This window comes from Halothiobacillus neapolitanus c2 (assembly GCF_000024765.1).
GTDB lineage: Bacteria > Pseudomonadota > Gammaproteobacteria > Halothiobacillales > Halothiobacillaceae > Halothiobacillus > Halothiobacillus neapolitanus.
The window spans coordinates 715740-736219 of sequence record NC_013422.1; the positions used below are offsets into that span (position 1 = coordinate 715740).

Genomic DNA, 20480 nt, shown 5'->3' on the forward strand with positions numbered 1-20480 from the left:
ATGGGATGTTGTATCTACGAGGGCGTCTGATTGATCCCGTTTGCGCGTTGTTTTTGCTTACGACGTTTATGCAATATCACATTCAGACGCCATAAAAACTGAATGATCAGATAACCGAGCACTGCGCTAAGGGTTGCCAATATCAAAAGGCCAACCAGTAAAGGTAGCCACAGGACATGCAGTTGCGCAAGCACCCACTCAAACGTGATGCCCGATGTGGGTAGTGCCACTGTGCCGCCGGTCAGCCAAGCCCCGATGATATAGGCAGACCACAGGATCGGCACCATGGTAAACGGGTTGGAAAGCAGTGGCATAGCCACGGCAAGCGCCACGTTCACACGGAAAAATACTGCGGTGATCGCAGCCAAAAGCATTTGAAACGGGATTGGAAGAAAAGCAATAAACAATCCAATGGCCACGCCGCCGGAGACAGAGCGGCGATTCATATGCCATAAGTTTGGATGGGCGAGCCACTTGGCAAAAGGCCGCATAAAAGCCGGCGCCAATACGGTATCCTTACTCGGGGCCCATTTGCGAAAAAACTTTCGTGGCATGACACTCTCGACCAAATTAGGATTCAGAGTATAACCAAATAAGCGCGGGCATATCGGTCGAATTGGCGTCCTGTTTGCTGACGTTATTCTGGAACGATTTCTGTTTTTGACTTCTTGCCGTTTTTTGTTTTTAGGGCGAAGGCGACGGGTATCATCAACAAGAAACTGGCAAGAATCATCACAAATGCATCGTGATAAGACAGCATATTGGCTTGCTCACGAAGTACATTCCCTAAAATAGCTGCGCCTTGTGGCGAGTCAGGTTGCAAGTGCAATGGGGCAAGATACTGCCAGGTTAGTGGGTTTTCGATTGTCACTCCGCCGCCGAGTTGGTTCCAGGCAACCTGTGCATGGCGGCTCACCAAGGTGGCAACCAGTGAAATCCCGATAGAAGAACCCACCGTGCGCACCAAACTGTAAATCCCAGCGGCTTCAGCGGCGAATTGTGGTGAAAGTGTCGAAAATGCGGCAGTGGACAAGGGCACAAAAATCATGCCGATGCCCGCCCCCTGGAACAACAGCGGCCAAACGATCTGCCACGTGTTGATTTCAAGGTTGTACTGCGTCATCCCCCAGCTGCCCACCAAACTCAATACAATTCCCATCAAAATGATGGCGCGAATATCCACCTTGCCGATAATCCGCCCGACAATCATCATCGCGATCATGCTGGCAATGCCGCGTGGCGCCAGCACCATGCCGGTGGTGAGGACGGGGTAATTCATTTCCTGTTCGAGCATCAAGGGTTGCACAAAAATCGCCCCGAACATGCCGAGCCCCATTAAAAGCATCACGCCATTGGCCAGCGTGAAATTGCGATCCTTGAATATTTCCAGCGAGAAGACGGGTTTGCGATCGGGCACAAAGCTCAACCAGACAAAAAAGATGAACGCGATCACAGAAACGACCGCTGCTGTGACGATGGTAGATGAAGAGAACCAGTTGTCTTGATTGCCTCGATCAAGCACATATTGCAGCCCACCGATGGCCAGGCCGAGCAGGGTAAAACCCCACCAATCCATGGTGCGTCCGTGCTTTCGCGGCAGGCGTGGTACAAAACGCCCAACGATAAAAAAAGAAAGCAGGCCCACGGGCAAGTTGACGTAAAACGTCCAGCGCCAATTGATAGCTTCGGTGATCCAGCCGCCGATGGTGGGGCCGAGAATGGGGCCGACCATGACGCCAATGCCCCAGATCGCCATGGCCTTGCCTCGTTGATCGGGTGGGAAAACCTGAACCATGATGGCCTGCGACAAGGGTACCAGCGCCGCACCGGCCACACCCTGAAGCAACCGGAAACTGACGATTTGCGGCAAGTTCGCCGATAAGCCGCAGAGCGCCGAGGCCACCACGAACAGGCCGATGCTGAACATCAGGTATTCGCGTTGGCCGAATTTATCCGTGAAGTAGCCGGTCAGCGGCATCACAATCGCCGAGGCCACAAGATAACTGGTCAGCACCCAGGAAATCTGATCGGGCGAGGCACCTAAATCGCCGGCCATATACGGCAGGGCAACCGAGGCAATGGTGGTGTCCAGCACTTGCATGACCGTTGCCGTCATCACCGCAAACGTGATCATCACTCGTTCGAATGAGGTCAGTTTGGTGGCATCAAATAGTGGTTTTGATTGGCTCATGAGATGTCAAACACGCCTCGGTTAGAGCGAGCTCTTATGCGAAGGCGACGTGTGCCCGCCCAAACCGATCACGTTGAGCATGGATTGCCAAAAACCGTGCGGGTCTTTTGTCAGTTCAATGCGGGTGGTCGTGCTGGTGCCAATGGGAAGATGATGTTTGGTATCGGTATCGTCCAGCAAAATGCGCACCGGCACGCGCTGCGTCACCTTCACCCAATTACCCGTTGCATTTTGTGGCGGCAGTAGCGAGAACGCGTTGCCTGCACCTGCGGCAATCGAGAGGACATGGCCCTTGAATACGTGGCCGGGATATATATCCGATTCTATCTGCGCCGGTTGGCCGATATGAACGGCACCCAGATCGGTTTCCTTGAAGTTGGCATCGACCCATAAACCGGTGGTGGCGACAATCGAGCAAACCGTTTGATTGGCATTGACGGTTTGTCCAGGTTCAATATTGTAGTTAGCGAGTCGACCGGACATGGGCGCCCGAACGACCGTTTTGCTCAGGTTGTATTGTGCTTGCGCCAACTTGGCCTGAGCCGTTTTTATCAGATCATTTTCCGCACCTTCTGCGCCCGCTTGGGTTTTGGCTTGTGCCAATTGCGCTTGAGCCTGATCAACAGCGGCATTGGCTACGGCTAAAGCTGATCGCGCGTCCGATAACGCCTGCTCGGATACAAATTGCTTGTTTTTAATGTTGGTGAGCCGATGCAAATGATCCTCGGCCTGCTGGGCCGATGCCTTCTGGCGCATGAGTTCCGCCTGTGCCGTGTTGATTGCGGCGTTGGCTGTTTGCTGCTCGCGCTCTGCTGTGGCCAGACCGGCTTGTGCTTCATCGACGGCAATCTGGAACGGCGCGGGGTCGAGCGTGAACAGGATGTCGCCTTTTTGGACATCCTTGTTGTTCTGCCAGGGTGTGGTTTGAATCAGGCCGGCTACTTGCGAACCAATTTGCGTTTGATTGCCGCTGATGAACGCATCTTCAGTTGATAGATACTGGTGACTGTAGTTGAGATAACCCAACCCAAACCAGGTGGCAATCAGCAGTAATACGATGATGAATACAAGCCGCTGCCTTGAAGATTTTGATTTGGCCGATGCGGGTTTCTGCTGCTTGCTCTTTGGTGCCTCGGATGAAGCGTCAGTCGAGGCAGAGAGCGTTGGCGCGTCCTTGTTCGGCTCAGATGTGTCCGCCTTAGATTGGGTCTCCTTGGTTGTTTGATTCATGACACATCTGCTCCAGATTTTGTTTTACTTTGCTCAACAACTTTGTGAAATCATTGCGTTCTTGTTCATCGAGCACGTCCAAGATGGCGTGGCGGACCATACCCAGTTTTTCATCAGCTTCTTTGATTTGCGGCAATGCCGAATCAATCAGCCAGATCGTTTTTGCACGGCGGTCGGTCGGTGCGACACGACGCTCGATCCAATTCAGGCGCTCCAGGCTGTCGAGCAACTTGACCAGTGTCGGCCCTTCGATTGCCAGTGCGCTCGCCAACTCTTTCTGGGTGCGTCCCTGGCCTTCATCTCTCAGCACGCGGATGACGGACCATGCGGATGCCGTAAGTTCATATTGTGCCAACACAGTGTTTAGCTGAGCGCGCCACATCCGCGTGGTATCGAAAAGCAGACGGGCAATCTGTTCGTCCGACATTGTTGCGTAGTCTTTAAGCATAATAGTAACCACCTAATGATTTTTCCAGTTAATTATATGCGAAATAAACAGACGGTTGGGTGTCCGCTTCGCTCTTTGCCTGGCACATACATGAGGTGCCCAGTCGTTGTGATCCCGTCTTTTCCACATCAATCAGATCTTCTCAATGAACCAATGAGTCGATCTAATCAAAAACATTATATAAAAAATATGCAGATATATATAAATATTAGAAATATTGCGCTGGAAAAATTAAGGAAAATCGATCGTCAGTCATCAGGGAAGCTCGAAAAACTCGTCATTCCCGCGTAGGCGGGAATCCAGCGCCTTGAATTTTCTGGGTTCCCGCTTTCGCGGGAACGACGAATCACGGTATTTCGAGGTCCCCATCAGTGCCAGATGAGCGAACGAGGTGCGTTGCTGACGGGGCAAATTGTTCTTGGGGGCCGAATGTTTTATGATGCCAGTCCATCAACTTTGCCGTTCTGGTCATCAGAGGTTCTTTGTCTGGCGATTCCTTTTGCGAATCTTCCGCTCGCCTCTTCGCATGAATTTCTGGTTGGCTTCTTCGTTATAGGCATACTTTACTGATGGTTCTTCTATGACCAAATTTGTGTTCGTTACCGGTGGCGTCGTCTCTTCTCTGGGTAAGGGGATTGCAGCGGCATCTCTGGGCGCTTTGCTCGAGTCTCGTGGACTGCGCGTCACGTTGCTTAAGCTCGATCCCTATATCAACGTTGATCCCGGTACGATGAGCCCTTTTCAGCACGGCGAAGTATTTGTAACCGAAGATGGCGCAGAAACTGATCTGGACTTGGGGCACTACGAGCGCTTTGTGCGTAGTCCGGTCGGAAAACGCAATAATTTCACCACCGGTCGTGTGTACGAGTCGGTGATTCGGCGCGAGCGGCGTGGCGATTATCTCGGTGGCACCGTTCAGGTTATCCCGCACATCACCGATGAGATCAAGCGACGGGTTCTTGAGGGCAGTAAAGGCTACGATGTCGCGCTGATCGAAATCGGCGGCACGGTGGGCGATATCGAATCGCTGCCTTTCCTTGAGGCCATCCGGCAAATGGGTGTGGAATTGGGCCGCGAGCGTGCGATTTACATGCACCTGACGCTGGTCCCTTACATTCGTACAGCGGGCGAGGTGAAGACCAAACCGACGCAGCATTCTGTGAAGGAATTGCGTTCCATTGGTATTCAGCCTGATATTCTGCTTTGTCGCTCGGAGGTGAGCCTGCCGGATGAGGAGCGTCGCAAGATCGCCTTGTTCACCAACGTCGATTTCGATGCCGTGATTTCTTCCGTGGATGCGGACACCATCTACCGTGTCCCGCGTTTGTTGCATGCGCAAAAGCTCGATGAAATCGTACTGCGTAAACTGCATATTCAAACAGGTGCAGCCGATTTGTCCGAATGGGACTGTGTGGTCGAAGCGCAAACCAAACCCGATCGCATCGTCGATATTGCGATGGTCGGTAAATACGTTGAACTGCTGGACGCCTACAAGAGCCTGAACGAGGCCTTGCTGCACGCCGGCATTCAGACGCGCACACGGGTGAATATCCATTACTTCGATTCCGAACGGTTCGAACGTGAGCCAACAACCGTGCTTGAAGCGATGGACGCGATCCTCGTTCCGGGCGGTTTCGGTGAGCGTGGTGTTGAAGGCAAGATTGCTGCGGTGCGTTTTGCGCGGGAATCCCGGAAACCTTATCTTGGCATTTGTCTCGGGATGCAGGTGGCGGTGATCGAATATGCCCGCCATGTTGCCGGTCTCAGTGATGCACACTCAACCGAATTCCGTAAGGATTCAGCCCATCCAGTCATTGCACTGATTACCGAATGGCGGGATGAAAACGGCGAGCTGATCGTGCGCGATGAAAAAACCGACCTCGGCGGCACCATGCGCCTTGGTGCGCAGCGATGCGAACTTATTTCCGGCAGCCGGGCTGCCTTGGCCTATGGCAAGACGGAAATCAGCGAACGTCACCGTCATCGTTACGAATTCAATAACGGGTATCAAAAAACACTCGAAGAAGCCGGCTTGGTTTTCTCCGGCTTTTCCGCCGAGAATCATCTGGTCGAAACAATCGAATTGCCAGAACATCCCTTTTTTATTGCCAGTCAGTTCCATCCTGAGTTCAACTCGACACCGCGCGATGGTCATCCATTATTTACCGCATTCATCCAGGCCGCACTAGCACAGCGAGCGGGTGGGTCAGATGAGGAAGTTGCCGAATGAACCTGTTGAACTTCAAAGTCGGATTAGATCAGCCCTTGTTTCTGATTGCCGGTCCCTGTGTGATCGAATCGGAAGCGTTGGCGCAGGAAACGGCAGGAAGGCTTAAAGAAATTGCGCAGCAACTGAATATCCCGTTCATCTACAAAAGCTCGTTCGATAAAGCCAACCGCTCTTCCGGTGCCAGTTTTCGCGGTCCGGGTCTGGAGCAGGGCTTGGCGATATTGGAGCGGGTGAAATCGATCATCGGCGTGCCGGTGTTGACCGACGTGCACGAAGACACGCCGCTCGATGAAGTGGCCGCCGTCGTCGACGTGTTGCAGACGCCTGCGTTTCTGTGTCGACAAACCAACTTCATCCAGAACGTCGCCCGTCAGGGCAAGCCGGTGAATATCAAAAAAGGGCAGTTCCTTGCGCCTTGGGACATGGGCAATGTCGTCGATAAGGCCCGTGCGGTGGGCAACGACCAGATCATGGTTTGTGAGCGCGGTGCCAGTTTCGGTTACAACAATCTGGTTTCCGATATGCGCAGCCTCGCGGTGATGCGCCAAACCGGTGCGCCGGTCGTGTTCGACGCGACCCATTCGGTGCAGTTGCCGGGCGGGCAGGGCGCAAGTTCAGGCGGCCAGCGTGAATTCGTGCCTGTGCTGGCGCGGGCTGCCGTTGCCGCTGGTGTGGCTGGTTTGTTCATGGAAACACACCCCGATCCTGCCAAGGCATTGTCCGATGGGCCGAATGCCTGGCCCCTTGATCAAATGGCAGAGCTATTGCATACCTTGGTGGAGATTGATCGTCTTGTGAAAGGCGCCGGTTTCCCCGAACAGGCGTTGATGACGCGGTAAAACCCATTTCCGGCCGCCTGTCGCCAAGGTGTCATGCGGCCAACACATACTTAAACTTTGTACTAATCTGGAGAAACCATATGACAGCCATTGAAGGCCTGCGCGCCCGACAAGTAATCGATTCCCGCGGCAATCCCACGGTTGAGGCCGAAGTGCACGTGACGGGCGGCTTCATGGGGCGTGCGATTGTTCCATCGGGCGCATCTACGGGCACGCGTGAAGCCATCGAGCTGCGCGACGGCGATAAATCCCGTTTCGGTGGTAAAGGCGTTACTCGTGCGGTAGCTAACGTCAATGGTGAAATTGCCGCTGCGCTGAAAGGCATGAATATTGACGATCTGGCTGCGATTGATGCGGCGATGATCAAGCTCGATGGTACCGAGAACAAATCCCGCTTGGGCGCCAATGCCCTTCTGGCGGTCTCTTTGGCTGCGGCACATGCAGGTGCTGCTGCTGCTCGCAAACCCTTGTTCGAATATCTTGGCAAAGGCAAAGGCGTGACCTTGCCGGTGCCCATGATGAATATCATCAACGGCGGCGCGCACGCAGATAACTCCGTTGATATGCAGGAATTCATGATTATCCCTGCCGGTGCACCCAGCTTCAGTGAAGCGCTGCGCTATGGCACCGAAGTATTCCACACGCTGAAAAAAGTATTGCATGATCGTGGACTGAATACGGCGGTAGGCGACGAGGGCGGCTTCGCACCCGATTTGCCTTCAAACGAAGCGGCGATCCAGATCATCATCGAAGCCATCGAGTTGGCGGGTTTTGTGCCGGGCAAAGACGTCTTCATCGGTCTCGATGCGGCCAGCTCCGAGTTCTATAAGGATGGCAAATACCACCTGACGGCCGAAGGTCGCGCCTACACATCAGCCGAAATGGTTGATCTGTTGGCGGACTGGGTCAGCAAATACCCCATCCTTTCCATCGAAGACGGTATGGCCGAACAAGACTGGGACGGTTGGGCGCTGCTGACCGAGCGTTTGAAGAGCAAGGTCCAACTCGTGGGCGATGACATATTCGTTACCAACGCCAAAATTCTGCGTGAAGGTATCGACAAGCACATCGGTAATTCGATTCTGATCAAGGTCAACCAGATCGGCACCCTGACCGAAACCCTCGAAACCATGCGCCTGGCCGAGGAAAACGGTTATACCAACGTGGTCTCGCATCGCTCTGGTGAAACCGAAGATACCACCATCGCCGATTTGGCAGTCGCGACCAACGCAGGTCAGATTAAAACCGGTTCGATGTCTCGCTCCGATCGTATGGCCAAATACAATCAGCTTTTACGTATCGAAGAAGCATTGGGATCACGCGCCACATTCCCTGGCGTTTCCGTTTTCCGTCGCGCCTGAGATATTAGCGCTCGCGAATCATTGAAATGACTCGAACCATCCGCCTGTCTTTGCTGGTAGGGTTGCTGATCATTCTTGGCAGCCTTCAGTGGCGGCTCTGGTTTGGTGGGTCATCTCTGCGGGAGCTTTGGCAAAAGCAGGCAAGACTGTCGGAAATGATTCAGACGCAAGATGCGCTGACCGAGCGCAATCGTCGTTTGTTCGCAGAAGTGGATGATCTCAAGACCGGCTTGGGCGTCGTTGAGGCCCTCGCTCGTCTGGATCTAGGGATGATCGGCCCTAATGAAACCTTCTATCAGGTCATTGAAGATGCTCAAACCGACCAGATCACCCCTAACGCGCCAACGGCACCGCAAACCTCATCGGTGAATCCTGAACCCACGCCATCAGCGATATCAACCGGATCGGGACAAGGGACGCCTCAACAACGTTCAACTCCGTAATCCTTACCCACTGTTCATTGGCGCCAACTTCCTTGATTCCTCCTCATTTATCCCCGAACGATTCGATCATCGATGATTGGTGGTTGGTGTTGCCTGCGGCCGGGATGGGGCGGCGCATGGGTGCCGATCAACCCAAGCAGCATTTGAAGGTTGATCAACGGACTCTGGTTGAAGTCACCCTGTCTCGTTTCATCGGCTTGCCCGGGTTGAAAGGGGCTGTGTTGGCATTGGCGCCAAACGATGAACTGACGCCGAAGCTTCTGGCGTCCTTTTCAGCTTTCCCGCTCCACTTCACCGCAGGTGGTGCCACCCGCTCAGATAGCGTGTTGGCTGCATTGAACTATCTTTCTGGCCAACTGGCGGTTGACTGGCAGCATTGGGTATTGGTGCATGATGCCGCACGCCCCTGTGTTCGGCCTGCCGATGTGCACAAGCTGCTCGAAGCAGTCCGTGGTTCAAATGCGGGTGGTTTACTGGCGGTACCCGTGCGGGATACGCTGAAACAAGCAGATGAACGCAACCGGGTTTCGATGACCGTTCCACGCGACGGGGTGTTTCATGCGCTCACGCCCCAGGCGTTCAGGCTTGGGGCTTTGGCTGATGCGATGGATCGTGCGCATCAGGATGGTGTGACCCTCACGGACGAATCCTCGGCGATGGAGCATGTCGGTATGAAACCGTTACTGGTGAAAGGTCATGCCGATAACCTCAAGATCACGCATCCCGATGATTTGCCGTTGGCAAGATTGATCTTGCAGGCCCAGTCCGCCATCCAGGCCGCCACTCAGTCAGCCTGGATTGGTGACAAGTTAACTCCTGAATAAACAGATCGGAGCAGTTATGAGCGAGCAAAAATCGTCGTCATTCCAGTCCGTGCCTTGGCGGGTCGGGCACGGGTTCGATGTGCACGCGTTCAAGCCGGGCGATCACCTGATGATCGGCGGGGTGCGTATCCCGTTCGATCAGGCTTTCAAGGCCCATTCGGACGGTGATGTGTTGATTCACGCTTTCTGCGATGCGCTGTTGGGTGCGGCAGGTTTGGGGGATATCGGGCAGCATTTCCCCGATACGGATCCCGCGTACCTCGGGATCGACAGCACACGTCTGCTGACGCATGTGCATGCGCTTTTGATGTCACACCACTGGCGTATCGGCAATGCCGACTTGACGATCATTGCCCAGGCGCCTCGCATGAGCACCCATATTCCGGCCATGCGGACGCGATTGGCCGATCTTCTGCAAATGGAAGTCGGTGCGCTGAACATCAAGGCCACCACCACAGAGCGTTTGGGCTTTACCGGTCGGGGTGAGGGTATCGCGGCAGAGGCAGTGGTGTTGATTGTTCGCACCGACACTGCTTGATCTTGCGTCGCTTGCCGCGTTTTGCCGGCGAATACTTGTTTTATAGTTGGGCACCTCGAAATACCCGTGATTCGTCGTTCCCGCGAAAGCGGGAACCCAGAAAAATCAAGGCGCTGGATTCCCGCCTACGCGGGAATGACGGGTTTTACGAGCTTCCCAGTTATCGAAGCGTCATGACTTTTGCGGTTTGACGGTGGGAGTCTCTTCGATCCAGCGTCGCCACCAGATCCCGTGCGTCTGCTTGTGCGTTTTTGCTCGATAGAGTGCAGCGTCAGCGCGACGCAGTAACAAGTCACTTTCAATGCCGTCATCAGGGTAGATGGCTACGCCCATGCTCATGCCCACCCAAGCAAGTTGATCTTCTGCAATGTCGAACGGTGTTTCGGTAGCTTCGTGCAGGCGATTCAGTATCAGTGGCAACTGTTCGTCCAGATGCGCCGCATCGAGATGGCCGATGATAATCACAAATTCGTCGCCGCCGATTCGTGCCAGAACATCGTGTTCGCGCAATCGCCCTGTCAGGCGTTGAGATACTGCCTTAAGTAACCGGTCGCCAGCTTCATGGCCATAGGTATCGTTGACCGGCTTGAAGTCATCGAGGTCAATCATGCCTACAGCCAGAGGCTGGTTCGTCAACCGTGCTTGAAGGACGCGTTCCTCCAGGGTTTTTTCAAGCGCGCGCCGATTGGGCAGGTGTGTGAGCGAGTCATGGAGCGATTGATATTCGAGCCGTTCATTGAGTTGCCGCAGCGCAGTGATGTCACGCAGAACGCAGACATAGTGCGTTCGTTGGTTTGCTGTATTTGACGACGGGGTTAATGGTCATCAGGCTCCAGAATGCTTGACCATTTTTCTTTTTGATCGGCGTTTGGCCCTGATAGCCTTTGCCGTCGGTTTGGATTTGCTTAACGACAGATTTAATTTCATTTGGTGTTTGGGGATCAAGCAGATCGACAAGAGAGGTGTTTCTGACTTCCGACAGTGTCAGCCCGGTCTGAGTGGTGAAGGCCGCGTTGACGTAGATAATTTGTTGTTGGTTGTCCGCGATCACCACGCCTTCCTGGATTGAAGTCAGGGCCGAGGCCAGAAGGCGTTGCTGGCTGAGGGCTTCGTGGTACTCCGTGATGTCGGTAATCATCCAGGTTTCATCGAAGCCTGGTAGATCGAACGGTTGCCCTGTCAGGCTAAACCAGCGAATTTCTGCATTATCTAGCCGTCGAAATTGGGCTTCGAAGCGAATTTGTTCGCCTTTGGCAAAGGTCTCCGGTATCAGTCGAAGCAGGTGCGCCTGATCCTCTGGGCGATAGTAATATTCGCGCGTCGGGTGATCCACCAACGCCTCGGGGCCATCTGCGCCGATCATGTCAGCCAAGCGCTGGTTGGCGAATTTGATGATGCGGTTTTGCAGCAGCATGATGCCAGCGGATGAATTATCCAGAATGGCCCGGTTAAAGGCAGAGCTCAGGCGTTCACGTTTCATGAGTTCCAGCCGATCGAGCCCACGGGATATATCTTCGGCAAGTTCCTCAAATAGCCCTTGGAACTCCGTTAAGTCCCTGACTTCCGGATAGTAGATGGCTAACAATGCTTGAATTTCACCCTCTCGCCTAAGCGGCAGGCTGGCCACTGCCCGCAAGTCGAAAGCGCGTGCGCGTTCTTGCCACTCGCAGGGAAATGGGGAGATGCTGGGGTCGGTGCTGAAAAATGGCCGGCCGGTGTTCCAGGTCTGTATGCAAAAACCCTGACCTGTGTAGTGGTTGGGATCAATGGACAAACGCAGTCCATCCAGAAACTCCGTCCTGCCCGCTGCGGCCAGAAACTTGAAAACACCTTGTTCGTCTGGTCTGCCAACCCACATGAGCGCAAGTTGCCCTTCATTGACGCCGATCTCGCAAATCTCGTTGAATAACTGGGTTTCATCCTCGGCTACTGCGATGACCTGGCTTATTTCGGCGAGCATCCGGTTGAATTGAGATAACCGCTGCAAGTGTTGATTGGCGTGCGCGCGTTCATGCAACAGGCGCCGGGTGAGCAGTGAAACAGTACCCAGGAAGATCATCAGGCTGAACTCAAGGATCCAGCGTTGCCATGCCGCTGCCAGATAACGTTTCCAGGCGAGATCGACAGCACCATAAGCCTCGACACAGAGGGGAGTCCCTATGATATTCGTTTGATTTTGTGTCTCAGATGATGCGAAGTCATGGGGGGGTAAAATAGCGCCATCGCGCCATTCCCCCAGAATTTTATTGGAGCGCGTGTCTTTGAGGCGAAAGAAAAACGGGGTATTTTTTAAGTCGAATGATATTAACTGAGCCAGTCGATAGGGCGAGCCGAGAAAAAAACGCACTACACCTTCCTGATTTTCTACACGATAACGCATTGAGAGTACATGGTCCTGAAAACGCGGTGCAAACTTACTCTCGCCCAGTAGAAAGTTTGGATGGTCGTCCATGGGGGTAAACTGCTCGGTCCCAAAGATTGGCTCGCTACTTTGCTGAACGGTTGACCATAGGATTTCCTTGCCGTCGGCAGAAAGGATGTTCAGCGCGTAAAAATCCGGATGAATGTCCATGAACCGCTGAAGGGAGCGAACGGTTCTCGGTGAGAGATCAGTCGGATCCGTCCCTTCATCAAGCAGACTGGTGCCGATGAATTCGAGTTCTATAAATTGCGTTAAAAGTCGGCTTTGAATCTGGCTGGCAAAAACCGCGGCGGCACGGTCTGCATCCTGATTGGTGCTGAGCGCGGTTTGCTGGAACTGTTGATGCTCGCTGATCACGATCCAGATCAAAAGGATCAGAGCCGGCAACCCCAGCAGGAGATTGATTGCAAGCGGGCGGGTGAAAAAACGAATCATGCGATCATTTTTTGTTTTGGTAGCCGCATTAATCAAAGAATTTGTTCTCTTATTCTGTTCTTTAGTTGCGCCATGATCCTATCTGGATGATGGAACAGATCGACTTTAACCAGCGATCACCACTTTACCCCCAAAGCACAAAAAACCCCCAGAAAAAAAGCTGAGGGTTTATCTCTGTTTCTTATTCCATGGCATTATTAAGAATCAGCACATTTCAGTGGACGGCTGTTGCCTCACGGCGCACTCGCTGCTTCGATATGCTTCATGAACGTCTGGGGTGGTTCATAGCCCACCACTTGCTGGGCTTTTTGTTCCTCACCTTTTGCGTTGAAAAACACAATGGTGGGTGGGCCAAGCACACCGAAACGCTTGAAGAGTGCCTTGTCATCCGCGTTGTTGGCGGTCACGTCCGCTTGAAGCAGAACAAAGGGTTTCAAGCCGGCGATGACAGTGGGATCGCTGAAGGTGTTGTGCTCCATCTCCTTGCATGACACGCACCAGTCGGCATAAAAATCCAGCATCACTGGCTTGCCTTCGGCTTTGGCCTGAGCCAGTTTCGTGTTGAGGTCGGCCAGATTCTTGACGGGCGTGAACGAAAGCGCGGCGGCTGATTGAGCACCGCCAACTTGCGTGCCCATGCCCACGCCTGCCAGGGGTGTAAAGACGCTGCCTTTGCCCCCGGTGGCAACACCGACCAAAATCAACGAACCCCAGATCAGCAGAATGACGCCGATCGTTTTCCAGAGTCGCGACCAACCCGATGCTGCTTCCTTGAGCGGGTCGGTTGCACTCAAATATACGGCCGCACCAATCAACAGGATGCCCCATAGTGCTTGAGCCACGATATCCGGAATGATGCGTTCGAGCATCCAGATGGCAACGCCCAGCATCAGCACGCCGAATACGTTTTTGACGGCGTCCATCCAGGCACCGGCGCGCGGCAGGAACTTGCCGCCCAGCGTGCCCACGATGATCAGGGGCAGGCCCATGCCGATACTCATGGCAAACAAAGCCGTACCGCCGAGAACGGCATCACCCGTCTGCCCGATGTAAATCAGCGCACCGGCCAGCGGTGGTGCCATGCAAGGACCGACGATCAGCGCGGAGAGCAGGCCCATGATGGCCACACCCACGAGTGTGCCGCCCTGCTGGTTGTTCTGGACCTGCATGATTTTTGATTGCAGTGATGAGGGGAGTTGCAGTTCAAAGAACCCGAACATCGAGAAGGCAAGCGCAATGAAAACGCCCGCAAAGGCAGTGAGAATCCAGGGGTTCTGGAAGGCCGCCTGCAGGTTCGAGCCGAACAGACCGGCAAGTATACCCGCCACGGTGTAGGTAACCGCCATCGCGAGTACATATACGACTGAGAGAACGAAAGCCTTGCGTGTCGTGATTTTATCGCCTTGGCCTGCAATGATGCCCGCAAGAATCGGGATCATCGGGAATACACAAGGGGTGAATGCCAGCAGCAGACCAATCACCAGAAATCCGAGGATGATGGTCCAGAGGCTGCCGGTTTGCAGTTCATGGGTAATGGCATCCGTCTGGCTGCGTTGCACCGGTTCCGATTGAGCCGGTTGCGGCGCTCTGGTAGAAGCGGAATTCATGCTGCTCGGCAGACTGACGACTTTCTCAAGGGTGGCCTTCGGTGCCGTAGCCAAGGGCTCGACCGAGCCTGTCTTGAAGTTTACCTTCCAGGCATGTTCAATCGGGGGATAGCACAGGCCCATATCTGCACAGCCCTGAGAGCCGGCGACGACGACGGCTGAATCGCTGCTGCCGGGTTTGATGCCGACTTTGGCGTCGAGTGTGTGATAGAAGACTTGAACTTTCCCAAACCCCGGATCATCAACAACCTTGCCGTTTGGTATGGAGCCCGTGGTGATTTTTGCATCGGTGTCGTCGAGCCCTACCTTGATGCGATCTCGATACAAGTGGTAGTTGTCGGCGATATCCCAGTGAAGCTGGATTTCATTGTTTTTTACCTGGATGCTGGCCTTGAATGCCTGCTCAGGATCAAGCGGTTGCTGCCCGCCATCGCCTCCAAGCGACGAGAGGCTGCTGAGGCTTGATGATTCAGGCGATGCGGGTTTTGTTGCGCTCGCAGGAAGCTTGATTGTTACTTCCTGCGTCTGAGGAGGGTAGCAGACACCCTGAGTATCGGAGCACCCTTGGTATTTGAGCTTTAATTTGGCTTCGCCCGGCTGGCTGGCTTCGATCGGCACCTGAACGGTAAAGTCTTTCTTGTACACGACAAGTTTGCCAAAGTAGGGGTCGTTGTCGATAACGCCTTCTGGTAAGACAGGTTTGCCGAGTTTGAGCGACTCGGTCTGCGAGGTGATCGCAATTCTGTCACGGTAAAGATGGTAGCCATCGGCGACATGAAATTTCAGATCAATGCTGGCACCATTTAACTCAGCCGAAGCGTGGAAAGCTTCTTCGGGGTTGAGGAGATCCGCACTGCGCGCGCTGTAATTCAGAAAAACAGTTGAAAACAACACCAGGCTGGTGAGGACTGCCTTAAGCAATTTGTACATGGACATACGGTTCAAGCACCTTTTGTTGGGAGCGGTTTCAGATGACTGAGACCCGAATTCTTCACGGAGATTCCGGAGTGTGGTGGTTTGGGCCAAAATTTGTATGAGTGGCCACTCCATTTGCTGCATTGAATTTTGCTTTGCATGACACCACTATGATCCTAGACCGTTTAGGCCGGTTAGTTAGTATGCAAATAAATCGATGCCTTTGCATCGCCCAATCTATGAAGGTTTTTGATAGTGAACCCGTTATCTCTTATTGCTCTGTTACCTGTAATCGAAATCATACTGCTCATCGGCATGGGTTCTCTGTTCGGGTTCTGGTTCACTCTATTGTGGATTATCGGCACGGCTGCTGTCGGTGTCTATCTGCTTCGGCGAGTGCGCGGGGCGTTTCAGATCGGGCGGCCACTGGATGCAGTCGGGCAGTCGACAGCCGCTGATTCGTTGGGTATTTTTGCTACCTGGGTTGGTGCCATTCTGCTCATTCTGCCTGGCCCACTTACGGATCTCTTGGGTTTGGTTCTTGTCCTTCCTTGGTTGAGGAAATTGACGTTTGGTATCTGGATGGCAAAGAACCTGCACACGATCGTAACGAGGCGAAATGCACGTGGTCAGGTTTATGAGGGAGAAATCGTCGACGTGCATAAGGAGCATCGGGTCATCCGGCAGGTGGACGAGGACCGCGACAAGTAACAGCACCACCTTGCTGTCACGGTGTGGTCAATCGTTGAAGCCAGATTCTTTGGTCACCGTGGCAGTTGAATGGGCGGAATATTTGACCCTCTTCCCACGCACGCATCGGATCAGCTGGGTGCTGGGCCGAATGGAAGGACATTACAGTAAGCGAATGGCGATGCGGCGCAAGTTGTTGATTGCCAGTCTCAGCTCATAACGAGGTCGTTCGATTACAGTACGCTGCGTATTCGAACCAGTTGATCGGTAGGGTCGGATTGAACGCTCAAACGGGGTTCTAAGCGCTATACTGTAATTTGAGTTTGCACGCAGCTTGGATGACCACGACATGAGCGATTCTTCCGACCTTCCTCTTCAACCCAGCTCAGACCTCGAGCGCCTCATCACACTGCGTGATCAAGCGCGGGCGCTGATTCTGGCAACGATGGATGAAGATGGGTTCCCGAGCTTGAGTACCCTGCCATTTGTTTGGCATGAGGGCGCGTTCTGGGTTTTGATGAGCGATCTTTCGCCCCACACGCGACAAGTACGGCGCAATCCGACGGTCGAACTGATGTTACTGGAAGATGAGTCCAGAACGCACAACATCTACAATCGCGTACGCGTGACCTGGCGATCGGATGTAACCCGGATCGAGCGCAACGATACTCGTGTGCATGAAATGTTTGATGCGCTGAAAGTACGCCACGGAAAGATTCTGGATGTATTAACCCAATTGCCTGATTTTCACTTGCATTGCATTGTGCCCGGTGCCGGGCGGTTGGTGAACGGCTTTGGTCGTGCGTTCAAGATCGACGGGTTTGAATTGGTGGCTCATTTGCGCGGTGCGTAATCGAAGCTGGTTTCGAATAAATTCGAGGAAAGTCTGTCTCCGGTAAGCTGCGACGGCTTACCTGATTTGAAACACCCACTCCAATGCGACCTTGGTGCCAAAATAGGCCAGAACCAGGGTTGAGTAGCCCACAAGTGTCCAGTTCACGGCGGTTTTCCCGCGCCAACCTGCAACATGTCGACCGATCAGTAATCCGGCAAAAATGAACCAGCCGATCACGGCCAGAATTGTTTTGTGTACCAGATGCAGGGCAAATATATTTTCAATGAAGATAAAGCCGGTCGCCAGAGCCAGCGTCAGTAGAAGAAACCCCACACTGATAAAACGGAACATCAGTTCTTCGACCGATTCCATCGGCGGCAATTTACTGACCAAGCCGGATGGATTGCGCGAATGCAATGCGCGATGCTGCCAGGAGAGCATGAGCGCTTGCAGGGCGCCAAGTGTAATCAATGCGTAGGCAATCAGTGAGATGAAGATATGGGCATCCAGCGCGGGGTTGCGCGCATGGAGCACGATACTGTGGTCGGGAAAAAACTGTGCGAGTACGACTGATACCGCGGTGACCGGAAGCAGGACCAGCAAGATGTTCTCAACCGGACTGCGCAGGCTGGTGAACAGGGTAATGAAGGTAGAAAGCCAGAATATCGCCGACAGCGCGTTGAATATGCTCATGTTCAAGCCCATGACGTGCTCGAGATAAGCATTCTGATAAATCAAATAGCCATTACCGAGCATCGCCAGAGCCGAAACAATTAGCATGGCCTTGCGGAATTTTGTCGTCGTTTGTGCCGGCTGCATGCCTGGGTAGAGTAGGACTGCGGCCAGAACATATCCGAGGATGGTCAGAAGGGCGATGCTGGTCATGACAAACAGAATGATTAGTTAATGACAGCGTTCAGAATACGCTATTTCAAGAATAAATTGAGCGCTAATCTGACTCATGGATTTGGAGCGGGCAATTTTTTCCCGGGATTCATGATGCCTTCAGGGTCGAAGACCCTTTTAATGCCATGCATCAAGGCCAGGTTGACCGGCGGGATTTCGGCGCGCACATAGTCACGTTTAACCGCGCCGACACCATGCTCACCGGAAAGGGTGCCATCCAAAGCCAGCACCGTCGTGAAAATCTCGCCAAGCGCTTCTTCCGCCGCTGCCATCTGACCGGGGTTTTCAGGATCGATGAGTAGATTGACGTGAATATTGCCGTTACCCGCGTGGCCGAAATTGACGATCGTGATGCCGTGCCGTGCCGCGCTCTGATCGATGGCTTGAATCAGCGTTGGGATGCGGGAAACCGGCACGACAACGTCTTCGTTGATCTTTTTGGGTGCCACATGCCGCAAGGTCGGGGACAGTGCCTTGCGTGCCGACCACAGTGCCGCGATTTCGGCCTTGGTTGTGGCAACACTCAGGCTGATTGGCGCCATAACGTGGCCGGGGTCACCTTCTGCTGCGGCCCGTATCTTCTGGATTTGTCCATCCAGTGATTCGGCAAGCCCGTCGATTTCGATCATCAACAAGGCACCGGCTTCGGGTGGGATGTCCAGCGCAGAATTCCGGTCACTGAACTGGCGCATCAGGTTGAGGGCATTGCCATCGATGAATTCGATTGCCGACGGTGTGGCGGGCTGATTCATCAGGCGGGAAACCGCTGCGGATGCGGCATGCATGTCTCGAAAAAAAACGCGCATCAATCGGATGGCATCCGGCAGGGGCGTGAGCTTCAAGGTCGCTTCGGTGATGATGCCGAGCGTGCCTTCAGAACCGATGAACAAGCGCGTGAGATCGTAACCGACCACACCCTTGGTGGTTTGCGTGCCCGCCTTGACCGTATCGCCCGTACCGGCCACGGCCGTCAGCCCCAGTACGTTTTCGCGGGTTGTGCCGTATTTCACGGCATGTGGCCCCGCCGCATTGCAGCCGAGATTGCCGCCGATGGTGCACAGTGCGTTACTGGTCGGGTCGGGAGGCCAGAAAAACCCTGCCTCGCCGACGATGCGCTGAACTTCGGCATTGATGATGCCGGCCTCCACCCGGATCAGACGATCCTCCGGTCGAAACTCAAGCACCCGGTTCATTCGATCCATCACGACCACCACGCCGCCATGCAACGGCACACTGCCGCCCGCCGTACCGGTGCCTCTCCCTCTGGGCGTGATGGGAATCCGGTGCTGGCGGGCAAGCCGGACGAGGGTGGCGACTTCATCGTGACGATCGGGAAAAACCACCAGTTGCGCCGCGTGATGCAGGCGGCTGTTATCCATGCCATACGCCCAGCAGGTGGCCGGTTCGATGCTCAGGCGATCGGCGGGAAGTTCGGCACTGAGCGCCCGTAAGAGTGGTTGAATATCCACTGCGAGCAACGCGTCGAGATTCTTTTCGGTGCTCATTCGGTCAGGCCAAGTAGTTGGCGGTCGATCAAGTCGCACAGGGTGTGCAGGATGATGAGTTGGGCTTCGTGTACCAGTCTCTCGGAGTCTGAGGCAAGACACAGCAAGGAGTCGCTGGTTTGCATCTCCGGCATCAGTTGCTCTGCGACGCCACTGGTCAGTAGGACGATCGTCATGCCACGTTCCCGTGCGGCGTTCAGGGCGGGTTGCAAGCCCTCGGTGCCGCGCCGCGCAATCGCAAAAAGAATGTCGTTGTGCGTGCCAAGAGCGCGAATCGGTTTGGCATAAGGCTCGTGACCGCCCGGAAATTCCTGCAATGAGATCACCGGCAGGCCGGGGCGATCATGCTCGAATTGCCCGACCATCAGCCGGGCAAAATGTGCGGCCAGTTGCGAGCGTTCCCGTGCGCCGCAGACGAGAATCTTCTGCCCGTTGAGTACGGCATGCAGCATCGCCCCCGCCGCTTGCAGGAGCGGTTCGGACTGAGGGGATAGCACCGCGTCGAGTTGCGATAAGGTTTGTTGGAGTCGGTTATGTACGAGTTTTAGCATGGCGATTTCTTCAGCGAGTGTGCATTCGGGCTGGACGGTGCATGGATGTCAACACGGTGGTGTGCCGTGCCGGATGGTTATTCAGCCTGAAAGGCATCTTGTATCCAGTTTACTTCAGCCTGCTTGGCAGCCGGCTCGGATGATGACTCGGAAGGAAGCCCGATGGCGACCACATCAAAGCGGCAGGGGCTTTTGCGCCAAACGGGTTTTTCGTTGAGCAGGCGTTCTGCGGTTTCGATGATTTTTTTGCGTTTGGCGGGCGATACGCTTTCCGCCGCCGATACCCAGGCGCCTGCCTTGCGGGCACGGACTTCGACAAACACAAGGGTTGCGCCATCCTGCATGATCAGGTCGATTTCCCCACGTCCTGCGCGGACATTGCGGTCAATCAGCTTGAGCCCTTGTCGCGAAAGATATTCCGCTGCCATCGTCTCGGCTCGGTGACCTCGTGCCAGCGTGGTTTGTGCTTTAGCGTTCGGCAACTCTGCGTCCGTGCCGCGCATCGGAATC

The 20480-nt window shown here is 54.3% G+C and carries 19 protein-coding genes; 8 read left to right on the top strand and 11 right to left on the bottom strand.

Features of this window, described 5'->3' with window-relative positions:
- Positions 1-14: 14 nt before the first annotated feature.
- The 4 genes from HNEAP_RS03325 to HNEAP_RS03340 form a co-directional block, all read right to left on the bottom strand.
- Positions 15-506 carry a DUF2062 domain-containing protein gene (locus HNEAP_RS03325; RefSeq protein ID WP_166635973.1) on the bottom strand — a complete coding sequence of 164 codons (492 nt, stop codon included), beginning with the start codon at positions 504-506 and terminating at the stop codon, positions 15-17.
- 131 nt (positions 507-637) lie between these two features.
- Positions 638-2191: a DHA2 family efflux MFS transporter permease subunit gene (locus HNEAP_RS03330; protein ID WP_012823547.1), complete on the bottom strand. Its 1554-nt coding sequence runs from the start codon at positions 2189-2191 to the stop codon at positions 638-640.
- A 21-nt stretch (positions 2192-2212) separates the two neighbouring features.
- Complete coding sequence (locus HNEAP_RS03335) at positions 2213-3421, bottom strand: HlyD family secretion protein (RefSeq protein ID WP_012823548.1); 1209 nt, start codon at positions 3419-3421, stop codon at positions 2213-2215.
- Positions 3390-3869: a MarR family winged helix-turn-helix transcriptional regulator gene (locus HNEAP_RS03340; RefSeq protein ID WP_012823549.1), complete on the bottom strand. Its 480-nt coding sequence runs from the start codon at positions 3867-3869 to the stop codon at positions 3390-3392. Before HNEAP_RS03340 ends, HNEAP_RS03335 begins: the two co-directional genes overlap by 32 nt.
- 580 nt (positions 3870-4449) lie before the next feature.
- Here HNEAP_RS03340 and HNEAP_RS03345 point away from each other — a divergent pair.
- The 6 genes from HNEAP_RS03345 (at position 4450) to ispF (ending at position 10104) form a co-directional block, all read left to right on the top strand.
- On the top strand, positions 4450-6099 hold the full coding sequence (locus HNEAP_RS03345) for a CTP synthase (RefSeq protein WP_012823550.1): 1650 nt from the start codon (positions 4450-4452) through the stop codon (positions 6097-6099).
- Positions 6096-6938, top strand: a complete 843-nt coding sequence (gene kdsA, locus HNEAP_RS03350) for a 3-deoxy-8-phosphooctulonate synthase (protein ID WP_012823551.1) — start codon at positions 6096-6098, stop codon at positions 6936-6938. Before HNEAP_RS03345 ends, kdsA begins: the two co-directional genes overlap by 4 nt.
- Positions 6939-7018: 80 nt before the next feature.
- Entirely contained in the window at positions 7019-8299 is a 1281-nt protein-coding gene (gene eno / locus HNEAP_RS03355; protein ID WP_012823552.1) for a phosphopyruvate hydratase, read from the top strand.
- 26 nt (positions 8300-8325) lie between these two features.
- Positions 8326-8742 carry an FtsB family cell division protein gene (locus HNEAP_RS03360; RefSeq protein ID WP_012823553.1) on the top strand — a complete coding sequence of 139 codons (417 nt, stop codon included), beginning with the start codon at positions 8326-8328 and terminating at the stop codon, positions 8740-8742.
- Positions 8743-8774: 32 nt separating this feature from the next.
- Positions 8775-9566 carry a 2-C-methyl-D-erythritol 4-phosphate cytidylyltransferase gene (ispD, locus tag HNEAP_RS03365; RefSeq protein WP_012823554.1) on the top strand — a complete coding sequence of 264 codons (792 nt, stop codon included), beginning with the start codon at positions 8775-8777 and terminating at the stop codon, positions 9564-9566.
- A gap of 16 nt (positions 9567-9582) precedes the next feature.
- Positions 9583-10104 (top strand): 2-C-methyl-D-erythritol 2,4-cyclodiphosphate synthase, encoded by a 522-nt coding sequence (gene ispF, locus HNEAP_RS03370; protein WP_012823555.1) that lies wholly within the window; start codon positions 9583-9585, stop codon positions 10102-10104.
- Positions 10105-10275: 171 nt separating this feature from the next.
- On the opposite strand, the gene HNEAP_RS03375 is transcribed toward ispF, so the two are convergent.
- The 3 genes from HNEAP_RS03375 to dsbD form a co-directional block, all read right to left on the bottom strand.
- Positions 10276-10872, bottom strand: coding sequence for a diguanylate cyclase (locus tag HNEAP_RS03375; protein WP_081441097.1), 597 nt, complete (start codon positions 10870-10872; stop codon positions 10276-10278).
- Positions 10865-12961 carry a PAS domain S-box protein gene (locus HNEAP_RS03380; RefSeq protein ID WP_155802514.1) on the bottom strand — a complete coding sequence of 699 codons (2097 nt, stop codon included), beginning with the start codon at positions 12959-12961 and terminating at the stop codon, positions 10865-10867. Before HNEAP_RS03380 ends, HNEAP_RS03375 begins: the two co-directional genes overlap by 8 nt.
- A 233-nt stretch (positions 12962-13194) precedes the next feature.
- Entirely contained in the window at positions 13195-15504 is a 2310-nt protein-coding gene (dsbD, locus tag HNEAP_RS03385) for a protein-disulfide reductase DsbD (RefSeq protein WP_081441098.1), read from the bottom strand.
- Between the two features lie 234 nt (positions 15505-15738).
- On the opposite strand from dsbD, the gene HNEAP_RS03390 reads away from it, so the two are divergent.
- Together HNEAP_RS03390 and HNEAP_RS03395 are read left to right on the top strand one after the other, a co-directional pair.
- Positions 15739-16194 carry an FxsA family protein gene (locus HNEAP_RS03390; protein WP_012823557.1) on the top strand — a complete coding sequence of 152 codons (456 nt, stop codon included), beginning with the start codon at positions 15739-15741 and terminating at the stop codon, positions 16192-16194.
- Positions 16195-16522: 328 nt separating this feature from the next.
- On the top strand, positions 16523-17026 hold the full coding sequence (locus HNEAP_RS03395; RefSeq protein WP_012823558.1) for a HugZ family pyridoxamine 5'-phosphate oxidase: 504 nt from the start codon (positions 16523-16525) through the stop codon (positions 17024-17026).
- A gap of 57 nt (positions 17027-17083) precedes the next feature.
- On the opposite strand, the gene HNEAP_RS03400 is transcribed toward HNEAP_RS03395, so the two are convergent.
- The 4 genes from HNEAP_RS03400 to HNEAP_RS03415 form a co-directional block, all read right to left on the bottom strand.
- Entirely contained in the window at positions 17084-17893 is an 810-nt protein-coding gene (locus tag HNEAP_RS03400) for a cytochrome C assembly family protein (RefSeq protein WP_012823559.1), read from the bottom strand.
- 74 nt (positions 17894-17967) lie between these two features.
- Positions 17968-19377: an FAD-binding oxidoreductase gene (locus HNEAP_RS03405; RefSeq protein ID WP_041600660.1), complete on the bottom strand. Its 1410-nt coding sequence runs from the start codon at positions 19375-19377 to the stop codon at positions 17968-17970.
- Between the two features lie 38 nt (positions 19378-19415).
- A complete protein-coding gene (locus HNEAP_RS03410; protein WP_012823561.1) occupies positions 19416-19970 on the bottom strand; it encodes an SIS domain-containing protein in 555 nt (184 codons plus the stop codon).
- Positions 19971-20047: 77 nt separating this feature from the next.
- On the bottom strand, positions 20048-20473 hold the full coding sequence (locus HNEAP_RS03415) for a YraN family protein (RefSeq protein WP_049772461.1): 426 nt from the start codon (positions 20471-20473) through the stop codon (positions 20048-20050).
- Positions 20474-20480: the final 7 nt, after the last annotated feature.